This is a genomic window from Comamonas sp. 7D-2 (assembly GCF_022749555.1).
In the GTDB taxonomy this organism is placed as follows: Bacteria; Pseudomonadota; Gammaproteobacteria; order Burkholderiales; family Burkholderiaceae_C; genus Comamonas; species Comamonas thiooxydans.
Map to the genome: position 1 here is coordinate 3,176,098 of NZ_CP094238.1, position 19,027 is coordinate 3,195,124.

Genomic DNA, 19,027 nt, shown 5'->3' on the forward strand with positions numbered 1-19,027 from the left:
CACACCCCAAAGAAAATGCCCGCAAAGCGGGCACTCATACGCAGAGCCAAAGTCTTTTTTCAAGCCGGCCCATACCGCCTTAACAATTTGATAATAGTTGCGCTGGCAAGTATCTGTACCGGGCAAGCTACTTGCCTGCCAGCAGGTCGTGGTTTTTCATTGGAGTGCGCAACTGGGGTTTTCACTTAGATATAAGACATAAGACCGCCTACCTACTACTCTGCGGCCCAAGACGCTGCCAGGCAGTGATGCCAGACTCAAGACGATGGAGAAGCCCAGACTCGCCCTTCACTGCTTACTCATACGGCCAAAAGAGGGAAGGTGACGGCGCACTTTGTCGACACTAAGCTGGAGTCCGTGGCAATGAAAACCGGAACGTGGTGCCCTGTCCGCCACTCTCGACAAGATGAATGGAGACTCCGTGCAGCTCCAGCATCTGATGCACGATTCTCAAGCCCAGGCCACCGTCACGGCGGGCACCACCTACGGTAAATGGACGCCTGAACAGGCCTTCGCGCAACTCTTGCGGGATGCCCAGGCCGGAGTCACTGATCGTCACCTCCAGCTCTTGGCCCACTGCTCTTATGGCGATCCTGATCACCCCGCCTTCGGGGGTATAGCGCAAGGCGTTATCCAGCAGATTGCTCAGGACGCGCTCTATCATTCCCAGATCTGCACGAACTGCCGGAAGTTGAGGAGCAAGGTCCGCCTGCAAGGCGATATGGCGCGACTCTGCCGCAAGCTCGAATTTCTGGAAAACGTCCTGCACCAGATCAACCAGAGAGAATGATTCGAGCTCCGGTTGCACAAAGCCGTATTCCAGTCTGGCCAGCTCGAACAGGCTTTGGGACAGGGCCCCCACCCTTCGACTCTGGTCGAGCGCAATGCCAAGGTAGCGCCTGCGCTCTGCAGGCTCCAGGCTTGCATCCTTGAGCAGCATGGTCTCCAGATATCCATGCAAGGATGACAGCGGTGTGCGCAGATCGTGGGAAATATTCGCGATCAATTCCCGGCGCTCCTGATCCTGCCGCGTGAGAGCTTCCCATTGCTCGCTGATGCGCAGCACCATCTGCCGATAGGCAGCGTCCAGTACTGCAATCTCGTCACGGCTGTGATCGGCCACATCCGGGGAGCGTTCCGGCATCTCGGGAGGAGCGCCATGCATATCAAACTGCCGAACCGACTCGGTCAGACGCCGCAAGGGACGCGTGATCAAGGTGAAGGCGACAAGGCCCGCAGCGAGACAGAGCAGCCCGACCATGCCAATCGACAGCAGTGCCGTCTTCAACACCGCATCTGCCGAGCCTCTGGCTGCAAGAAGATCATGGGCCTCGCCAAGCAGCACCACATAGATGAAGCCGACTTGCCGCCCGTTCACGCTCAAAGGGGCCGCACTGAAGACCTTGCGGCCATCGCGGCTGCGCGGATCATCGCCCAGAATCGGCAGCATCTGTCCATCGATGAATCGATGCACCGGCTCAAGATCGACCCGGTCGCGACGCAAACGCCCCTCGGGTGCCGCGTGGCCGGCGATGCGGCCGTCAGGCTCCAGCAGATAGACCTCCACACTCGGGTTCACCATCATCAGCTGGTTGAAAAGATTTCGCACCGCGTTAGGCATCAAGCCATTCGCATCGGTCAGCTGGGCATCGCGGGCAATACTCTCGGCGACGTCCCGGGACAAGGCTTGCACCACCTCCAGTTCATGCATGCGGTTGGAGCGAAGCTGCAGCCAGGCCGAGGTACCGCTGCAGACCAGTAGCAACACGGCAAACACGATCGCCAGCCGCTGGGTCAGAGTCAGGTTCATTCGCCCTCTCCAGTTTCAGCGAACTTGTAGCCGCGCCCCCAAACCGTGAGGATCCGCGTCGGCTGTGCTGGATTGAGCTCCACCTTGGCACGAAGCCGGTTGATATGGGTGTTGACGGTGTGCTCGTAGCCCTCGTGCTGATAGCCCCAGACCGCATTGAGCAAGTCCATGCGCGAAAACACCTTGCCCGACTGGCGAGCAAAGAAATACAGAAGATCGAACTCACGGGGCGTGAGATCGAGACGGCGTCCGTTCAGGCATGCATCTCTTGCCACCGGATCCATGACCAGCCCATTGACCGACAGGCTGCCTGATTCCAGGCGCGCACTCAGAGCCAGAGCATCGACCCGGCGCAGCAGAGCCTTCACCCGTGCCACGAGCTCCAGAACGGAAAACGGCTTGGCCAGATAGTCGTCCGCGCCGATCTCCAGCCCCAGAATGCGATGCACCTCACTGGAGCGGGCACTGATGATGATGATCGGCGTGTAGCGGGTCATGGCACGCGCACGCCTGCATATCTCCAAGCCGTCCACGCCAGGCAACATCAGATCCAGCACCAGCGCATCCCAGCCACCGCGCTCCAGATGCGCCAGCCCGTCATCGCCGCGGGCGCAATGCACCACCTCCAGCCCTTCGTCCCGAAGGTGGAGCGAAAGCAGATCGGCGATGTGGGCATCGTCCTCGACCAGCAGAATGCGACGGGCGAGAGTCATGGGTAATCAGGTCTCCGGCAGGGGGTGGTTGATGCTGCACCGTGGAGCACAGCCACATGATTTCACATTGTGCTCAAACTGCTCGCGGGGAGTTATCACGTTTTTTTAACTTTGCGTGAGGACTTCGGGATCGCCACTCCATAAGCTCAATGTCATCGAACCCAGAAAGCCGATGCCATGACCACCCGACGCCATATGCTGCTGGGCGCAGCAGCCTCCGCCGCAGCGCTTGCCACCGGAGTCTTCCAGCGCCACGCGACTGCAGCGACAGAGACCTTCGAAATCAGCTATACCGACGCCCAGTGGCGTGCCCGGCTCAGCCCTCAGCAATATGCCGTGCTGCGCCAGGAGGCCACGGAGCCGCCCGGCAGCAGCCCGCTCAACAAGGAGCATCGTCCTGGAACATTTTCCTGCGCAGGCTGTTCCTTGCCCTTGTTTGCCTCCTCCACCAAGTTCGACAGCGGCACCGGCTGGCCCAGTTTCTGGAAGCCGCTGGACAACGCCGTCGCCACCCGCAAGGACCGAAGCTACGGCATGGTGCGTGTCGAAGCGCACTGCCGGCGCTGCGGCGGCCATCTCGGCCATGTCTTCGAAGACGGACCGCCTCCCACAGGTCTGCGCTATTGCATGAACGGCCTGGCCTTGGCTTTCACACCCAAACCTGCCTGAGGAGAAACAGGCCATGCTGCTGATCGTCCTTGCCTATCTGGGCGGTGTGCTGACCATCGTCAGTCCCTGCATCCTGCCCGTGCTGCCGTTTGTGTTCTCTCGCGCGAACCAGCCCTTTGTGCGCAACGGCCTGCCACTGCTGGCAGGCATGGCATTGACCTTTGCGATCGTTGCCTCTCTCGCCGCCGTCGGCGGCGGCTGGGTGGTGGCGGCCAATCAGTATGGCCGCTGGCTGGCACTCGCTCTGGTGGCGGTTTTCGGGCTGACACTGCTGCTGCCGCATCTGTCGGAGCGGCTGACCCGCCCATTGGTGGCAGTCGGCGCACGCCTGTCGGAATCGGCACAGACCGGCGGTGCACCGCAAACAGGATCCTCTGTCTTGCTGGGAGTCGCAACGGGGCTGCTATGGGCCCCATGTGCCGGGCCCATCCTGGGACTGATATTGACCGGTGCCGCCCTGCAGGGCGCCAACACCGCCTCGACCCTGCTGCTTCTGGCCTATGCCGCCGGGGCTGCGACTTCCATGGCTGCGGCTTTGCTGCTGGGGGGGCGGGTATTTGCCGCGCTCAAGCGTTCGCTGGGTGCCGGTGAATGGGTACGTCGCGGCCTCGGTGCAGCCATGCTCGCGGGCGTGGCCGCCATTGCCCTGGGGATCGATACTGGCGTGCTGGCTCGACTGTCAACGGCATCCACCGGCGGCCTGGAGCAGAAACTGGTCGAGCGCCTGAACCAGCCTCATGGAGAAGACCCCACGACCATGCGCGGCAATCCGGGCACGATGATGCAGGGACCATCCCCGGCACCCGCCGAAGGGGGCGCCATGATGGCTGCAGGAGCCGCAATGCGCATGAGCGGACCACCGAATAAAGCCCCTGCACTGCCCGATGAAGGCATCGCACCATCGCTGGGCGGGGCAACCCAATGGCTCAACTCCAAGCCTCTGAGCGGGCAAGACCTGCGTGGCAAGGTGGTGCTGGTGGATTTCTGGACCTACTCCTGCATCAACTGCCTGCGCACTCTTCCCTATGTGAAGGCATGGGCAGAAAAATACCGTGATCAAGGCCTGATCGTGGTCGGTGTGCACGCCCCCGAGTTTGCTTTTGAGCGCGACATCGGCAACGTGAGCAAGGCCATGAAAGACCTGGGCATCAACTATCCGGTGGCCGTTGACAACCAGTATGCAATCTGGCGTGCATTCAAGAACCAGTATTGGCCTGCTCACTACTTCATCGATGCCACGGGACGCATCCGCCATCACCACTTTGGCGAAGGCGGCTACGCAGAGTCGGAGCGGGTGATACAACAGCTTCTCCAAGAGGCAGGCAGCTCCCAGTCAACCATGGGCCTGACGGAGGTAGATGCCGGGGGCGTTCAACTGGCCGCCAACATGGATGAGGTCGCGTCCCCCGAGACCTATCTGGGTTATGAGCGTGCCGAGAACTTTCTCTCCACACCCAAAGCCGTTCCCGACAGGACGGCAACGTATCGGGAACCGGAACAGCCCAGGCTGAACACCTGGGGCCTTGCCGGGCAATGGATGGTTGGAGCGGAAAGCGCCTTGCTGACCGGTCCATCAGGCAGCATCGTCTACCGGTTCAAGGCACGTGACCTGCACCTGGTGTTGAGCCCTGGCCCTGACGGAAAGCCCGTGCGCTTCAAGGTCCGCATTGACGGCAAACCACCCGGCACCGCCCACGGCGTGGACGTGGCCGCCGACGGCAGCGGCACTGTCTCCGGCCAGCGGCTTTACCAGCTGGTGCGCCAATCCGGAGTCATTACCGAGCACACCTTCAGCATCGAGTTCCTGGACAGCGGCGTTTCTGCCTATGCCTTCACTTTCGGATAGCCATATGAACACACGCATCATCTCAGGGGCCGCCTTGAACCGGCGCGGCCTGCTCCAGACACTGGCCGGCAGCATCGTTTTGCTGGGCGGCGGACTGTTCTGGCAACCAATGGCCTTCTCGGCCGAAGAAGCGGTTCGCCTTCCTGTCCCTGTCCTGGACCTCCCGGCCACCGGACCCTCCCCGCAGCGTGCAATCTTTGCCGGCGGCTGCTTCTGGGGAGTACAGGGCGTATTCCAGCACGTCAAGGGCGTGCAACGCGCGGTCTCCGGCTATAGCGGAGGTGCTGCATCCACCGCCTCCTACGAGCTGGTCAGCCGCGGCAACACCGGCCATGCAGAATCGGTCGAGATCACCTTCGATCCGACCCAGGTGAGCTATGGAAAGCTGCTGCAGATATTTTTCTCTGTCGTCCACGATCCCACCCAGCTCAACCGACAGGGTCCGGACACAGGAACGCAGTATCGCTCGGCAATTTTCACGACCAGCCCGGCCCAGCTCAAGACAGCGCAGGCTTACGTCGCGCAGCTCGATGCAGCGCGCCTGTATCCCAAACCCATAGTCACCCGCCTCGAGGACAAGGCCAGTTTCTATCCGGCCGAGCTCTACCACCAGGACTTCATGACCGAAAACCCGCGCCACCCCTATATCGTCTTCAACGATATTCCCAAGGTGAACAGCCTCAAGCGCCTCTTCCCCGACAGCTACCGCAGCGAACCGGTTCTGGTAAAGAAAACGCGCCCATAGCGACTCCATCTCAGCGATGCTGCGGCAGAGCAGCAATTGTCGGCGCAGCTGATGGCCTGCAGCACGCCCTGACGATCCTGCCGCATCAAGGGCGCCCTATGAATACCATCCTGCCCATCGGCTTCGGTCATGTCCGGCACCACCGCCAGCAGCCTGTGCAGCATGTCTTCGCTCCCCCTCTGCCTCCTCATGCAGCCACCGCTTAGCCAGCGCACGCAGCAGGACGAGGTACTCAGGCACAGCCGGCGCGGCTGGATCAGCGTCCACGATTGCCACCACGGCAAGGTCGGGATCAATGCGCTGGCCTGGCTCGAACAACTTCCGCACGGCGAAGTCTGGTTGCACGCCTTCCGCGCGGTCATCCAAGAATCATCAGGGCTGAGCTTGCTCCGGCCGGAAGGGCTGCTGCCACGCCGTCCACTTCAAGCTGCAAAGCCCGTGCCAACGGGATGTACGCAGTACGCACACAAACAAAAAACCTCTTAGGTCAATGACCTAAGAGGTTTTCGTATTTGGTGGGTGATACATGGATCGAACATGTGACCCCTGCCGTGTGAAGGCAGTGCTCTACCGCTGAGCTAATCACCCGATAGGCGTGATTATATCAAGGATTGGCGCTCACATTTTCAAAGTTGCGCCAGGCAGTCTTGCCACCGCTGGATTTATCCATCTGCTTGAGCACATCGTCGTGGGATTGCTGCTCCTGCTCATTGGCGCGCAGCACTGGCAACTTGAAGCTGCTCAGGTCCACCGAGGGAACGACAATCGCTCCAGCCGCCGGAGCATCTGCCGGCTCCTCGGTCATGAGCAAGGCATCTTGCCCGCGCGTGAGATTGATGTAGACATCCGCCAGCAGCTCCGCATCCAGCAAAGCGCCGTGCAGCGTGCGGTTGGAATTGTCGACACCCAGGCGATCGCAGAGCGAGTCCAGCGAGTTGCGCTTGCCCGGATACATCTCCTTGGCCATGACCAGGGTGTCGAGGACTCCGCCCACGCATTGCTTGAGCGGCGGGCGCTTGGCCAGTTTGAGCTCGTTGTTCAGAAAGCCCAGGTCGAACGGCGCATTGTGGATGATGAGCTCTGCGCCCTGCAGATACTCCCAGATCTCGTCGATCTTTTCCTCAAAGCGCGGCTTGTCCTTGAGGAACTCCGTGGTGATGCCGTGCACGCGCAAGGCATCTGGATGGCTGTCCCGACCCGCATTGAAGTACAGATGCAGATTGTTGCCGGTGAGCTTGCGGTTGACCAGCTCCACGCAGCCCAGCTCGATCAGACGATCGCCATCGATGGCCGACAGGCCGGTCGTTTCCGTATCCAGAACAATTTGGCGCGACATTCAATTTCTCCCAATTACCTGCGGCGCTCACATCGCCCAACAATTTCTAAAACAAGCGCGCACCAAAGCCAGGACACCGAGGAAGCGCCGCCGCGCACCGAGGGTGTCGTCCCCTCCCCTGGCGCGAAGCGCGTAGAGAGAGTGGGAAGGCGCAAAGCGCCTCAGGGGGTGCTCAGTGATTTTCCTTAGCGTGATTGATGGAGTACTTGGGGATCTCCACCGTCACATTCTCGCGCGCCAGAATCGCCTGGCAGGACAGGCGCGACTGAGGCTGCAGACCCCAGGCCTTGTCGAGCAGGTCTTCTTCCTCTTCCTCCGCCTCGTTCAGGGAGTTGAAGCCCTCCTTGACGATGACATGGCAGGTCGTGCAGGCGCAGCTCATATCACAGGCATGCTCGATATTGATGCCGTTGTCCAGCATGGCTTCACAGATCGAAGTGCCGACGGGAGCTTCGATTTCCGTGCCATTGGGACAGTACTCGGCGTGAGGAAGAATTTTGATGATGGGCATTGTTCTGTTTATGAATTAAATGGTGTTGACACTCTTGCCGGCCAGCGCCTGCTGGATGCTGCGATTCATGCGTTCGGCCGCAAACGACTCGGTTCCCTTGGCCAGGGCCTGTGTTGCGCCCTCCACGACGGCCGGATCATCGCTGGCGACGGCCGCGCGTAGCGCGGTCATCAGACCGTCAATGCTGTCGCGCTGCTCGGCGCTGAGCACATCCCCATCCACGTCCAGCGCGCTCTGCGTGGCCAGCAACATGCGATCGGCATCCACGCGGGCCTCGACCAGCGCGCGGGCTTTCATGTCTTCCTGGGCCGTGGCAAAACCGTCCTGCAGCATCTGGGCGATCTGGTCGTCGGAAATGCCGTAGGAGGGCTTGACGTTGATATGCGCTTCGACGCCGCTGGTCTGCTCCTTGGCGCTGACGGACAGCAGGCCGTCGGCATCGACCGTGAAGGTCACGCGGATGCGCGCCGCACCGGCAGCCATGGGCGGAATGCCGCGCAACTCGAAACGCGCCAGACTGCGACAGTCCGCCACCAGATCACGCTCGCCTTGCACCACGTGAATGGCCAGAGCGGTCTGGCCGTCCTTGTACGTCGTGAAGTCCTGTGCGCGGGCCGTGGGGATGGTCTCGTTGCGCGTGATGATGCGCTCGGACAGGCCGCCCATGGTTTCCACGCCCAGCGACAGCGGGATCACATCCAGCAGCAGCAGGTCGCCGGCGGTATTGTTGCCGGCCAGCTGATTGGCCTGAATGGCAGCGCCCAAGGCTACCACTTCGTCAGGGTTGAGATTGGTCAGCGGCTCGCTGCCGAAGAAGTCGGCCACGGCCTGGCGAATCTGGGGCATGCGGGTGGAGCCGCCGACCATGACCACGCCCTGCACCTCATCGCGGCCCAGGTCTGCATCCTTGAGCGCGCGGCGCACGGCAGCAAGGCTCTTGCTGGTTAAGTGAGCAGTCAGCGCAATGAATTCCTCACGCTTGACATCAAAAGACACTGAACCCGAGGAAATATCAGCGGTAAACGCTACAACTTCTGATTCAGTCAGGGCCTGCTTGCAATGGCGCGCGGCAATGCGCCAGGCGGTCTTGTCTGCTGCCGACTCCAGCTGCGTGCCGGTCTTTTCCGCCACCCAGGCCGCCAGCGCGTCATCGTAGTCATCGCCGCCCAATGCCGAGTCACCACCTGTGGCGATCACCTCGAACACACCCTGTGCAAGACGCAGCACAGAGATGTCGAAGGTGCCGCCACCCAGATCGTAGACGGCGTAGACGCCCTCTGCCGCGTTGTCCAGGCCGTAGGCAATGGCTGCCGCAGTGGGCTCGTTGATCAGGCGCAGCAAGTTGATGCCTGCCAGCTTGGCTGCATCCTTGGTGGCCTGGCGCTGGGCATCGTCAAAGTACGCAGGCACTGTGATGACTGCACCATACAGATCGTTGTCGAACGTGTCTTCGGCACGGAAACGCAAGGTCGCCAGAATTTCGGCACTGATTTCCACGGCCGTCTTGGCGCCGTCCACGGTTTCGACGGAGATGACGCTGCTGTCATCGGTCTTGAAGCGATAAGGCAGCTTCTCGGGCGATTCGATATCAGCCAGGCTTCGACCCATGAAGCGCTTGGCCGAGCTGATAGTGTTGGCAGCATCCTGCGCCTGCGCGGCCTTGGCATCAAAACCGATCTGCCGGCGGCCCATTTCCATGTAACGCACCACCGATGGCAGCAGCACACGCCCCTGATCGTCGGGCAGGCATTCGGCCACGCCGTTGCGCACTGCAGCGACCAGAGAATGCGTGGTGCCCAGGTCGATACCTACAGCAATGCGTCGCTGGTGGGGATCGGGGGATTGGCCGGGCTCGGAAATCTGCAAAAGCGCCATGAAATTCTTCTTTTGAAACATCAGAGGCCAGCGTGGCTGGCCCGCTCAAGGTGGATACGCTGCGTGCCTAGGGCACAGCGCGTTGCTCTGGCTCTTATTGTCCCAGTTGATCGCGACGGCGATCCACATCTTGCGCAAATCGCGCAACAAACATGAGGGCTCTCACCTGCTGCACGGCAGCGGCGGCATCTCCAGCCTCGTCCAGCAGACGACCGCAGTCGCCAAGCATCTGCTTTTTGGCGGCGAGCATCTCGCCCTCCAGAGCATCCAGCTCCTGCTCGCTGGCAGCGTCTTCCAGCGCTTCGCGCCACTCCATCTGCTGCATCAGAAATGCCGCAGGCATGGCCGTGTTGTCTTCAGCCCGCACTGGCGCTCCCGCCAGCTCGCACAAATTGGCCGCGCGCTTGAGCGGGTCCTTGAGGCGCTGATAGGCCTCGTTGATGCGCACCGACCATTGCATGGCCACGCGCTGCGCGGCTGCGCCCTGGGCGGCAAAACGGTCGGGGTGCGCTTCGCGCTGCAGCTCTTTCCAGCGTGCGTCGATCTGGCTGCGCTCCTGCGCAAACTTGCGCGGCAGGCCAAACAATTCAAAGTCGTCAGATTGCAGATTCATGGCATTAAAAAAACCGCCTGCAGCAGCGCTGAGGCGGTTCTGTTCTTACGCTTGGGCGCTACACACGCCAGGGACACCGAGCAAGAGCCGCCTCGCAGCGAAGGTGTCGTCCCCTTGGGGGGAAGGCGCGAAGCGACTCAGGGAAAATCAAATCCTGAAGCTCTCGCCACAACCGCAGCGATCACGCTCATTGGGGTTGTGGAACTTGAAGCCCTCGTTCAGGCCTTCGCGCACAAAATCCAGTTCCGTGCCGTCGATATAGGCCAGGCTCTTGGGGTCGATCAACACCTTGATGCCGTGGTCTTCAAACACCACATCATCGGGCTGGACTTCGTCCACATATTCCAGCTTGTAGGCCAAGCCGGAACAGCCCGTGGTCTTCACTCCGAGGCGCACGCCAATCCCCTTGCCGCGACGCGAAAGGTAGCGGTTCACATGACGGGCAGCCGCCTCGGTCATTGAGATGGCCATGGCCTTAGGCTTCCGTCGCCGTGCGCTTTGCGCGGTAGTCGTTCACAGCAGCCTTGATGGCGTCTTCAGCCAGGATGGAGCAATGAACCTTGACCGGTGGCAGCGCCAGTTCTTCGGCGATCTGGCTGTTCTTCAGGGCGGCAGCCTCATCCAGCGTCTTGCCCTTGACCCATTCGGTCACCAGCGAAGACGAGGCGATGGCAGAGCCGCAGCCATAGGTCTTGAAGCGTGCATCTTCGATCACGCCGGTGGCAGGATTGACCTTGATCTGCAGCTTCATCACGTCGCCGCAAGCGGGCGCACCCACCATACCCGTGCCCACGGAGTCATCGCTCTTGTCGAACGAGCCCACGTTGCGGGGGTTTTCATAGTGGTCAACAACTTTTTCGGAGTAAGCCATGGTGTCTACCTCTTGAACTCTTTGTAATCTATGCTTAGTGTGCAGCCCATTGAATAGTGCTGAGGTCGATGCCGTCTTTGTACATCTCCCACAGAGGGCTCAGCTCGCGCAGCTTCAGCACGTTTTCGCGGATCGACTTGATCGCGTAGTCAATTTCTTCTTCCGTCGTGAAGCGACCAAAGGTCATGCGCAAGGAGCTGTGTGCCAGCTCATCGCTGCGGCCCAGGGCACGCAGCACATAGCTGGGCTCCAGGCTGGCGGATGTGCAGGCGGACCCCGAGGACACGGCCAGACCCTTGATGCCCATGATCAGCGACTCGCCTTCGACGAAGTTGAAGCTCATGTTCAGGTAATGGGGAACGCCGTTCTCCATATCGCCGTTCACGAACACCTGCTCCAGATCCTTCAGACCATCGAGCAGACGCTTGCGCAGTGCACGTGCGTGCTCCATATCCTTGGCCATCTCTTCCTTGGCAATGCGGAAGGCTTCGCCCATGCCCACGATCTGGTGGGTTGCCAGCGTGCCGGAACGCATGCCGCGTTCATGACCGCCGCCGTGCATCTGAGCTTCCAGGCGCACGCGCGGCTTGCGGCGCACGTACAGCGCACCGATGCCCTTGGGGCCGTAGGTCTTGTGCGAAGCCAGGCTCATCAGGTCGATGGGCATGGTCTGCATGTTCAGATCCATCTTGCCCGAGGCCTGAGCGGCGTCGACGTGGAAGATGATGCCCTTCTCACGGCACAGGGCGCCAATGGTGTTCAGATCCTGAACCACACCGATCTCGTTGTTCACGGCCATCACGCTGGCGAGGATGGTGTCGGGGCGGATCGCGGCTTTGAACACTTCGATGTCCAGCAGACCGTTTTCCTGCACGTCCAGATAGCTGACTTCAAAGCCCTGGCGCTCCAGTTCACGCATGGTGTCCAGCACGGCCTTGTGCTCGGTCTTCACGGTGATCAGGTGCTTGCCCTTGCCCTGGTAGAAATGCGCTGCACCCTTGATGGCCAGGTTGTCGGACTCGGTCGCACCGCTGGTCCAGACGATTTCACGCGGGTCGGCGCCAATCAGATCGGCGACCTGCTTGCGGGCCTTCTCGACGGCTTCTTCGGCTTCCCAGCCCCAGGCATGGCTGCGCGATGCGGCATTGCCAAAATGTTCACGCAGCCAGGGAATCATGGCGTCCGCCACGCGGGGGTCCACCGGAGTGGTTGCACCGTAGTCGAGATAAATGGGAAAGTGCGGGGTCATGTCCATGACTGGCTCGTCTTGTTTTTGGCTGACAAATCGTGAGGAATCGATGCACCTTGTGGTGCCATCAAGGCGAAGAAACATGCCGCACAGCCATGCATGCATCCAGGCCCTGACTATCGGAGTCGGGCTTCATGCCGATCTGGTTGCCGCCCGAGCACTGCTCGAGCGGCCCCGGATCAGGATTTCGCGAAGGCGTTACCCAGGGCGAACACCGAGTTCGGTGCGTTCACACGGATGGGCTTGACCACGGGTGCTGTGGAGATGGCGCGGCGCACCACGGGCTTGTCCTCGATCTGGATGCCCTTGGCCAGTTGCTCGTCCACCAGCTTTTGCAGAGTGACGGAGTCCAGGAATTCCACCATGCGCTGATTCAGTGCAGCCCACAGTTCGTGGGTCATGCAGCGGCCGGCTTCGCCCAGACAGTTTTCCTTGCCACCGCACTGGGTCGCATCAATAGGTTCATCCACCGAGACGATGATGTCAGCCACGGTGATGTCCGTTGCCTTACGGGCCAGGGTGTAGCCGCCGCCGGGGCCACGGGTGGATTCCACCAGTTCGTGGCGACGCAGCTTGCCAAACAACTGTTCCAGATAGGACAGCGAAATCTGCTGACGCTGGCTGATGGCAGCCAGAGTCACAGGGCCATTGTTCTGGCGCAGTGCCAGGTCGATCATCGCGGTGACCGCAAAGCGGCCTTTGGTCGTAAGACGCATACGAGCTCCTTCAGTCAGGATTGTTCGTTACAGAAACGCACGCCCGGTCACAGTACCTAGACGAGCACAGTCTCCGCCCTTACTCCGTCCTGTGATTAGGTTCAGAGCCCTTCTGTGAGGGAAGTTTGTTGTTGAGTGTTTGAGGCGAGTATATCACATTCCCCATCAATTTTGTCGGGTAACAGCGTGCACTCACGTAATAACCCCGAGATTTGCGAAGAAATATTCCTACGGTGCCGCCCCGAACAATTGCTGTTTGAGAAGCGAAAGCTGGTCTCGCACACGCGCTGCCTGCTCGAATTCCAGGTTCCTGGCGTGCTCCAGCATTTGCTTCTCCAGACGCTTGATCTCCTTGGCGATGTCTTTCTCCGACATATCCTCGACACGTGCCTGTTGTAGAGCCTGCTCCTGCAGACGTTCGGCCTCTTTGCCGCTTTTTTCGCTGTAGACACCATCAATCAGGTCTTTCACCCTCTTGACAATCTGTTTTGGCACGATTCCGTTGACTTCATTGAAAGCCATCTGTTTTTCGCGGCGTCTCTCGGTTTCGCCGATGGCTTTCTTCATGGACTCCGTGATGCGGTCCGCGTACAGAATCGCCTTGCCGTTGACGTTGCGCGCCGCACGACCGATGGTCTGGATCAGGCTGCGCTCGGCACGCAGAAAACCCTCCTTGTCGGCATCCAGAATCGCCACCAGCGAGACCTCGGGAATATCCAGGCCTTCACGCAGCAGGTTGATGCCGACCAGCACATCGAAGGCTCCCAGACGCAGGTCGCGGATGATTTCCACGCGCTCCACCGTATCCACGTCGGAGTGCAGATAGCGCACCTTCACGCCGTTGTCGGTCAGATATTCGGTCAACTGCTCGGCCATGCGCTTGGTCAGCGTGGTGATGAGCACGCGCTCCTCCAGCTCCACGCGCTGGCGGATCTCCTGCAGCACGTCGTCGACCTGATGAATGGCCGGCCGCACTTCGATCTCGGGATCGACCAGGCCCGTGGGGCGCACCACCTGCTCCACCACCTGCCCGGCATGAGTCTTTTCATATTCGGCGGGCGTGGCCGAGACGAACACCACCTGGCGCATGCGCTGCTCGAACTCCTCGAACTTGAGCGGCCGGTTGTCCAGCGCCGAAGGCAGGCGGAAGCCATATTCCACCAGTGTGGTCTTGCGCGCCCGGTCGCCGTTGTACATGGCGTTGAGCTGGCCGATCATCTGATGGCTCTCGTCGAGGAACATGATGGCGTCGCGCGGCAGATAGTCCGTCAGCGTGCTGGGCGGATCGCCAGGCTTGGAGGCCGAGAGATGGCGCGTGTAGTTCTCGATGCCCTTGCAGTGCCCCACTTCGCTGAGCATTTCCAGATCGAAGCGCGTGCGCTGCTCCAGGCGCTGCGCCTCCACCAGCTTGCCCATGCCCACGAGCTGCTTGAGGCGCTCGGCCAGCTCTTCCTTGATGGTCTCCACGGCCGCCAGCACCTTGTCGCGCGGCGTCACATAGTGGCTGCTGGGATAGATGGTGAAGCGCGGAATGTTCTGGCGCACCCGGCCCGTGAGCGGATCGAACAGTTGCAGGCTCTCGACCTCATCGTCGAACAGCTCGATGCGCACGGCCAGCTCCGAATGCTCGGCCGGGAACACATCGATGGTGTCACCGCGCACGCGGAAGGTGCCGCGCGAGAAATCCTGGTCGTTGCGTTGGTACTGCATGCGGATCAGCTGCGCGATCGCGTCGCGCTGGTTGAGCGTGTCGCCCGCGCGCAGCGTCATGATCATGCGGTGATAACTCTCGGGCTCGCCGATGCCGTAGATGGCAGAGACGGTGGCCACGATCACCACATCGCGCCGCTCCATGATGCTCTTGGTGCAGGACAGGCGCATCTGCTCGATGTGCTCGTTGATGGCGCTGTCCTTTTCGATGAACAGGTCGCGCTGGGGCACATAGGCTTCGGGCTGGTAGTAGTCGTAGTAGCTGACGAAGTACTCGACCGCGTTTTTCGGGAAAAACTCCCTGAACTCGGAGTACAACTGTGCCGCCAGCGTCTTGTTGGGCGCAAACACGATGGCGGGCTTGCCCAGACGCGCGATCACGTTGGCCATGGTGAAGGTCTTGCCCGAACCCGTCACGCCCAGCAGCGTCTGGAAGGACTCGCCGTCATTGACGCCTTCGACCAGTTTTTCGATGGCCGCAGGCTGATCGCCCGCCGGTGGATAGGGCTGGAACAGCTCGAACGGCGAGTCCGGGTATTGCACGAAACGGCCTTGCGGCTCGGCATTCATATTTTGTTCTTGCATGATCTCATGTCCATGACGCATAGGGTAAGCGCGGAGTAGAATGGCAGCCCAACCCTCAAGCCTAACCTAGGCTGATGCGTTTTTTCGAGCACCGGGCAATGCCCTGCCCGTATAACGCGCTCGGAGCAGTAGCTGGGGGTGACCTGACTTATTTCCATCCCTCAAGGATTTTTTCATGTCTCTGTTTACCGCCGTCGAAATGGCCCCCCGCGACCCCATCCTGGGTCTGAACGAGCAATTCAACGCTGACTCCAACCCCAACAAAGTGAACCTGGGCGTGGGCGTGTACTTCGACGACAACGGCAAGCTGCCCCTGCTGGAGTGCGTGCAGGCCGCCGAGAAGGCCATGATGGAAAAGCCCACCGCCCGTGGCTATCTGCCCATCGACGGTATTGCCGCCTATGACAACGGCGTCAAGGCCCTGGTGTTCGGAGCCGAGTCCGACGTGGTCAAGTCCGGCCGCGTGGCCACCGTGCAAGCCATCGGCGGCACCGGCGGCCTGAAGATCGGCGCCGACTTCCTCAAGAAGCTCAACCCCAACGCCAAGGTCCTGATCTCCAACCCCAGCTGGGAAAACCACAAGGCCATCTTCACCAACGCTGGTTTTGAAGTCGGCACCTACGCTTACTACGATGCAGCCACCCGCTCCATCGACTTCGCCGGCATGCTGGCCGACCTGAACGCTGCCGCTGCCGGCACCGTGGTCGTGCTGCACGCCTGCTGCCACAACCCCACCGGCTACGACATCACTGCCGCCCAGTGGGATGAAGTGATCGCCGTCGTCAAGGCCAAGGGCCTGGTCGCCTTCCTGGACATGGCCTACCAGGGCTTTGGCCACGGCATCGCCGAAGACGGCGCCGTGATCGGCAAGTTCGTGGCTGCCGGCCTGAACATCTTTGTCTCGACTTCCTTCTCCAAGAGCTTCAGCCTGTACGGCGAGCGCGTGGGCGCCCTGTCCGTGGTGGCCTCCGACAAGGAAGAAGCCGCTCGCGTGCTGTCGCAGCTGAAGATCGTCATCCGCACCAACTACTCCAACCCTCCCACCCATGGCGGCGCCGTCGTGGCAGCCGTGCTGAACAACCCTGAGCTGCACGCTCTGTGGGAGAAGGAGCTGGGCGAGATGCGCGTGCGCATCAAGGCCATGCGCCAGAAGCTGGTTGACGGCCTGAAGGCTGCCGGCGTGACCCAGGACATGTCCTTCATCACCACCCAGATCGGCATGTTCTCGTACTCCGGCCTGTCCAAGGACCAGATGGTGCGCCTGCGCTCCGAGTTCGGCGTGTACGGCACCGACACCGGCCGCATGTGCGTGGCTGCGCTGAACAGCAAGAACATCGACTATGTCTGCAAGGCCATCGCCGCCGTGATCTAAGCTCACGATTCGGGGCTTCGGCCCTGAAGACCAAAGAGCAACGGACTTTTAATCCGTTGCTCTTTTTTTATGGCTGCTTCAGTGTCCACCTATTAATTGATAGCTGCCAGCGCTCTTCCCATATCGCTTTCAGGCAGAAAATTATCTAAAAACCTTGTAAACCAAGCGCAGCAAGCTATCAAAATCTTTATCAGGCGCTCAGTCCCCAGATGGCCGAGCGCATGGACAGCGCCGCATACTGGTAGGCCGTGTTGAACACGCGCGGCGCTTCGCCCTCCTGCACGGCACCTGCCGCATACAGCAGAGGCAGATAGTGGTCGTGCGTGGGATGGGCCAGACGGGCCTGCGGACCCCAGTCCAGAAAGGTGCTCAAATCAGCCAGATTGCCGCTGTCCAGACGCTGCTGCACTTCGGTGTCGAACTGTATCGTCCAGTCATAGGCCTGGTTGTCGCTGGCACTGCGCTGCATGGCGCGCAGGTTGTGCACGATATTGCCGCTGCCCACGATCAGCACGCCGCGGTCGCGCAGCGCGCGCAGTTGCCGGCCCATCTCGAAATGCTTTTCGGGCGCCAGCCCATAAGGCATGCTCAGCTGCATGACGGGAATGCTGGCCTCGGGGAACATGGGCAGCAGCACCGACCAGGTGCCATGGTCAAAACCCCATTTCTGGTCCACCAGCAAGGCCGATCCGTCCAGCGGCGAATGCAGCTCGGCCGCCAGTTGCCTGGCCACCTCGGGCGCACCGGGGGCCGGATATTGCTGGTCGAACAGCTCTTGCGGAAAGCCGCCGAAGTCATGAATCGTGCGCGGCTGGGCCATGCCGGTCAGCGCCCAGTCGGACTCGGTCAGCCAGTGGGCCGAGACGCAGAGAATCAGCTGCGGCGCAATGCCCTTGGCCGTCAGCTCCTGACCCAGCGCCTTCCAGCTCTGGCGCCAGTGCGTGTCCTCGATCACATTCATGGGGCTGCCGTGGCCCAGGAACATCACCGGCATGCGCGGCGAAGGCTTGAGCTGCTGCAACAGTTGCTCGGGCAACAAGGAAGAAGAAGTGGAGTTCATGGAAAAAGCCTTCCAGCCCCCGCCGGCGGCCAGCACGGAGGCAGCGCCCAGGGACAAAAGCGTACGTCTACGCATCTCGGTCAATCGAACACGCCCCTAGGGGCATTTTTTTACAGATAGGACAAGCTTGCCACAGCGCGACAGCGCCTGAAAGCACCGCCTCCGCAACAGACTGTCCTGAAAGTGCCAGGGTCAGGGCCCGGCTTGCACTACAACAGCAGTTGTACAAGCACGACTCACGCCAAACAGGCTCAGGCAAGGGCTTCGCTTCAAGCAAGCCATCCTGATGCCACCCTGGCTTGCACAAGTCCAGACAAGGAATACTCCCACTCATGCCCAGAACCGCCATTCAACCCCTGCAAGGAATTCGCATACTGAGCCTGGCTCTGAACCTGCCCGGCCCCGCCGCACTGTGGCGCTGCGCCGGCATGGGAGCCGATTGCCGCAAGCTCGAGCCTCTGGCACCCGGCGCAAGCCGCAGCGCCGACCCCATGGGCCTCTACTGCCCCGATGCCTACGCGCAGATGCATGACAGGGTGCAAACCCTGCAGGCCGATCTCAAGACCGCCGAAGGCCAGGCCAGTCTGCATGCGCAATTGGCGCAAACCGATGTGCTGCTGACCTCGTTCCGTCCCTCGGCCCTGAGCAAGCTGGGCCTGGGCTGGGAAGCCCTGCAGCAGCGCTACCCCGGGCTGTCGCTGGTGCGCGTGGTCGGCAGCGCGGGCGAGCTGGCCGATGTCCCCGGCCATGACCTCACCTATCAGGCCGAAGCGGGCCTCGTGCACAGCACCGCCCTGCCCCCCAGCCTGTTTGCCGATATGGCGGGGGCGCTGATGGCCAGCGAAGCCGTGCTCCAGGCCGTGCTGGTCAGCAGCCGCAGCGGGCGCGGCATACTGCGCGAGGTCGGACTGGCCCAGGCCGCGCAATGGCTGGCCCTGCCCTGGCACTGGGGCCTGACCCAGCCCGCAGGCGATGTCGGCGGCGCCCATGCGGGCTACCGCATCTATCCCTGTGCCGACGGCATCGTGGCCGTGGCCGCGCTGGAGCCTCACTTTGCCCAGCGCCTGTGTGAAGCGGCAGACCTGCTGTTCAGCAACCCAACCGATATGCGCAAGCCCGAGATCCATCAGGGCGTGGCCCGGTTTCTGGCCGCACGCAGCTGCGCGCAACTGATGCAGCTGGCACAGGAGAAGGATATTCCCCTGCACGCCCTGCCCCAAACCTGAAGCAAACCAGAACCTGTTTACGCTCCCCCTCCGCGCCAGGGCCTTCGCGGAATGGGATGCTAGGGGGCGGCCCCCCGCGCGCGATACCGCAGCAATAGTGGTGCTATTGCGAGGATTTGC

18 protein-coding genes and 1 tRNA gene are annotated in these 19,027 nt (G+C 61.3%); 6 read left to right on the plus strand and 13 right to left on the minus strand.

The window, feature by feature from the left end:
- Positions 1-343 precede the first annotated feature (343 nt).
- Positions 344-1,810, minus strand: a complete 1,467-nt coding sequence (locus MPZ60_RS14615) for a HAMP domain-containing sensor histidine kinase (protein WP_034354214.1) — start codon at positions 1,808-1,810, stop codon at positions 344-346.
- Positions 1,807-2,523: a response regulator transcription factor gene (locus MPZ60_RS14620; protein ID WP_034354217.1), complete on the minus strand. Its 717-nt coding sequence runs from the start codon at positions 2,521-2,523 to the stop codon at positions 1,807-1,809. The genes MPZ60_RS14615 and MPZ60_RS14620 overlap by 4 nt, the downstream gene beginning before the upstream one ends.
- A gap of 177 nt (positions 2,524-2,700) precedes the next feature.
- Between MPZ60_RS14620 and msrB the strand changes: the two genes are divergently transcribed.
- From msrB to MPZ60_RS14640, 4 genes are all read left to right on the plus strand, one after another.
- On the plus strand, positions 2,701-3,192 hold the full coding sequence (gene msrB, locus MPZ60_RS14625; protein ID WP_034354221.1) for a peptide-methionine (R)-S-oxide reductase MsrB: 492 nt from the start codon (positions 2,701-2,703) through the stop codon (positions 3,190-3,192).
- Between the two features lie 13 nt (positions 3,193-3,205).
- Positions 3,206-5,038 (plus strand): cytochrome c biogenesis protein DipZ, encoded by a 1,833-nt coding sequence (locus MPZ60_RS14630; RefSeq protein WP_034354224.1) that lies wholly within the window; start codon positions 3,206-3,208, stop codon positions 5,036-5,038.
- Positions 5,039-5,042: 4 nt separating this feature from the next.
- Entirely contained in the window at positions 5,043-5,783 is a 741-nt protein-coding gene (msrA, locus tag MPZ60_RS14635) for a peptide-methionine (S)-S-oxide reductase MsrA (protein ID WP_052057593.1), read from the plus strand.
- A gap of 129 nt (positions 5,784-5,912) precedes the next feature.
- A complete protein-coding gene (locus MPZ60_RS14640) occupies positions 5,913-6,269 on the plus strand; it encodes a hypothetical protein (RefSeq protein WP_052057594.1) in 357 nt (118 codons plus the stop codon).
- Between the two features lie 27 nt (positions 6,270-6,296).
- Here the strand turns inward: MPZ60_RS14640 and MPZ60_RS14645 are convergent.
- The 10 genes from MPZ60_RS14645 to uvrB form a co-directional block, all read right to left on the minus strand.
- A tRNA-Val gene (locus tag MPZ60_RS14645) sits at positions 6,297-6,371 on the minus strand.
- Between the two features lie 16 nt (positions 6,372-6,387).
- Positions 6,388-7,119 carry a DNA polymerase III subunit epsilon gene (dnaQ, locus tag MPZ60_RS14650; protein WP_003067586.1) on the minus strand — a complete coding sequence of 244 codons (732 nt, stop codon included), beginning with the start codon at positions 7,117-7,119 and terminating at the stop codon, positions 6,388-6,390.
- A gap of 172 nt (positions 7,120-7,291) precedes the next feature.
- Entirely contained in the window at positions 7,292-7,630 is a 339-nt protein-coding gene (gene fdx / locus MPZ60_RS14655; RefSeq protein WP_003054218.1) for an ISC system 2Fe-2S type ferredoxin, read from the minus strand.
- Positions 7,631-7,645: 15 nt separating this feature from the next.
- Positions 7,646-9,505 carry a Fe-S protein assembly chaperone HscA gene (gene hscA / locus MPZ60_RS14660; protein ID WP_003067582.1) on the minus strand — a complete coding sequence of 620 codons (1,860 nt, stop codon included), beginning with the start codon at positions 9,503-9,505 and terminating at the stop codon, positions 7,646-7,648.
- 94 nt (positions 9,506-9,599) lie between these two features.
- Positions 9,600-10,118 (minus strand): Fe-S protein assembly co-chaperone HscB, encoded by a 519-nt coding sequence (gene hscB / locus MPZ60_RS14665; RefSeq protein WP_034354228.1) that lies wholly within the window; start codon positions 10,116-10,118, stop codon positions 9,600-9,602.
- Between the two features lie 147 nt (positions 10,119-10,265).
- Entirely contained in the window at positions 10,266-10,589 is a 324-nt protein-coding gene (gene iscA, locus MPZ60_RS14670) for an iron-sulfur cluster assembly protein IscA (RefSeq protein WP_003054214.1), read from the minus strand.
- Between the two features lie 4 nt (positions 10,590-10,593).
- A complete protein-coding gene (gene iscU, locus MPZ60_RS14675) occupies positions 10,594-10,989 on the minus strand; it encodes a Fe-S cluster assembly scaffold IscU (protein ID WP_003054213.1) in 396 nt (131 codons plus the stop codon).
- A 34-nt stretch (positions 10,990-11,023) separates the two neighbouring features.
- Positions 11,024-12,244 (minus strand): IscS subfamily cysteine desulfurase, encoded by a 1,221-nt coding sequence (locus MPZ60_RS14680; protein WP_034354231.1) that lies wholly within the window; start codon positions 12,242-12,244, stop codon positions 11,024-11,026.
- A gap of 173 nt (positions 12,245-12,417) precedes the next feature.
- On the minus strand, positions 12,418-12,954 hold the full coding sequence (iscR, locus tag MPZ60_RS14685) for a Fe-S cluster assembly transcriptional regulator IscR (protein WP_003054211.1): 537 nt from the start codon (positions 12,952-12,954) through the stop codon (positions 12,418-12,420).
- Between the two features lie 228 nt (positions 12,955-13,182).
- A complete protein-coding gene (uvrB, locus tag MPZ60_RS14690) occupies positions 13,183-15,249 on the minus strand; it encodes an excinuclease ABC subunit UvrB (protein WP_304654347.1) in 2,067 nt (688 codons plus the stop codon).
- Between the two features lie 175 nt (positions 15,250-15,424).
- Here uvrB and MPZ60_RS14695 point away from each other — a divergent pair, with 175 nt between their 5' ends.
- Positions 15,425-16,621, plus strand: coding sequence for an amino acid aminotransferase (locus MPZ60_RS14695; protein WP_003067573.1), 1,197 nt, complete (start codon positions 15,425-15,427; stop codon positions 16,619-16,621).
- Positions 16,622-16,811: 190 nt separating this feature from the next.
- On the opposite strand, the gene ygiD is transcribed toward MPZ60_RS14695, so the two are convergent.
- Entirely contained in the window at positions 16,812-17,738 is a 927-nt protein-coding gene (gene ygiD / locus MPZ60_RS14700; protein ID WP_080746098.1) for a 4,5-DOPA dioxygenase extradiol, read from the minus strand.
- Between the two features lie 275 nt (positions 17,739-18,013).
- Between ygiD and MPZ60_RS14705 the strand changes: the two genes are divergently transcribed.
- Positions 18,014-18,907 (plus strand): CoA transferase, encoded by an 894-nt coding sequence (locus tag MPZ60_RS14705; protein ID WP_034354234.1) that lies wholly within the window; start codon positions 18,014-18,016, stop codon positions 18,905-18,907.
- Positions 18,908-19,027 lie beyond the last annotated feature (120 nt).

What these genes read in the sequence shown, in the direction of transcription:
- MPZ60_RS14615 (WP_034354214.1), bottom strand. Translation starts at nt 1,810, where the DNA reads ATGAACCTGACTCTGACCCAGCGGCTGGCGATCGTGTTTGCCGTGTTG.
- MPZ60_RS14620 (WP_034354217.1), bottom strand. Translation starts at nt 2,523, where the DNA reads ATGACTCTCGCCCGTCGCATTCTGCTGGTCGAGGACGATGCCCACATC.
- msrB (WP_034354221.1), top strand. Translation starts at nt 2,701, where the DNA reads ATGACCACCCGACGCCATATGCTGCTGGGCGCAGCAGCCTCCGCCGCA.
- MPZ60_RS14630 (WP_034354224.1), top strand. Translation starts at nt 3,206, where the DNA reads ATGCTGCTGATCGTCCTTGCCTATCTGGGCGGTGTGCTGACCATCGTC.
- msrA (WP_052057593.1), top strand. Translation starts at nt 5,043, where the DNA reads ATGAACACACGCATCATCTCAGGGGCCGCCTTGAACCGGCGCGGCCTG.
- MPZ60_RS14640 (WP_052057594.1), top strand. Translation starts at nt 5,913, where the DNA reads ATGTCCGGCACCACCGCCAGCAGCCTGTGCAGCATGTCTTCGCTCCCC.
- dnaQ (WP_003067586.1), bottom strand. Translation starts at nt 7,119, where the DNA reads ATGTCGCGCCAAATTGTTCTGGATACGGAAACGACCGGCCTGTCGGCC.
- fdx (WP_003054218.1), bottom strand. Translation starts at nt 7,630, where the DNA reads ATGCCCATCATCAAAATTCTTCCTCACGCCGAGTACTGTCCCAATGGC.
- hscA (WP_003067582.1), bottom strand. Translation starts at nt 9,505, where the DNA reads ATGGCGCTTTTGCAGATTTCCGAGCCCGGCCAATCCCCCGATCCCCAC.
- hscB (WP_034354228.1), bottom strand. Translation starts at nt 10,118, where the DNA reads ATGAATCTGCAATCTGACGACTTTGAATTGTTTGGCCTGCCGCGCAAG.
- iscA (WP_003054214.1), bottom strand. Translation starts at nt 10,589, where the DNA reads ATGGCCATCTCAATGACCGAGGCGGCTGCCCGTCATGTGAACCGCTAC.
- iscU (WP_003054213.1), bottom strand. Translation starts at nt 10,989, where the DNA reads ATGGCTTACTCCGAAAAAGTTGTTGACCACTATGAAAACCCCCGCAAC.
- MPZ60_RS14680 (WP_034354231.1), bottom strand. Translation starts at nt 12,244, where the DNA reads ATGGACATGACCCCGCACTTTCCCATTTATCTCGACTACGGTGCAACC.
- iscR (WP_003054211.1), bottom strand. Translation starts at nt 12,954, where the DNA reads ATGCGTCTTACGACCAAAGGCCGCTTTGCGGTCACCGCGATGATCGAC.
- uvrB (WP_304654347.1), bottom strand. Translation starts at nt 15,249, where the DNA reads ATGCAAGAACAAAATATGAATGCCGAGCCGCAAGGCCGTTTCGTGCAA.
- MPZ60_RS14695 (WP_003067573.1), top strand. Translation starts at nt 15,425, where the DNA reads ATGTCTCTGTTTACCGCCGTCGAAATGGCCCCCCGCGACCCCATCCTG.
- MPZ60_RS14705 (WP_034354234.1), top strand. Translation starts at nt 18,014, where the DNA reads ATGCCCAGAACCGCCATTCAACCCCTGCAAGGAATTCGCATACTGAGC.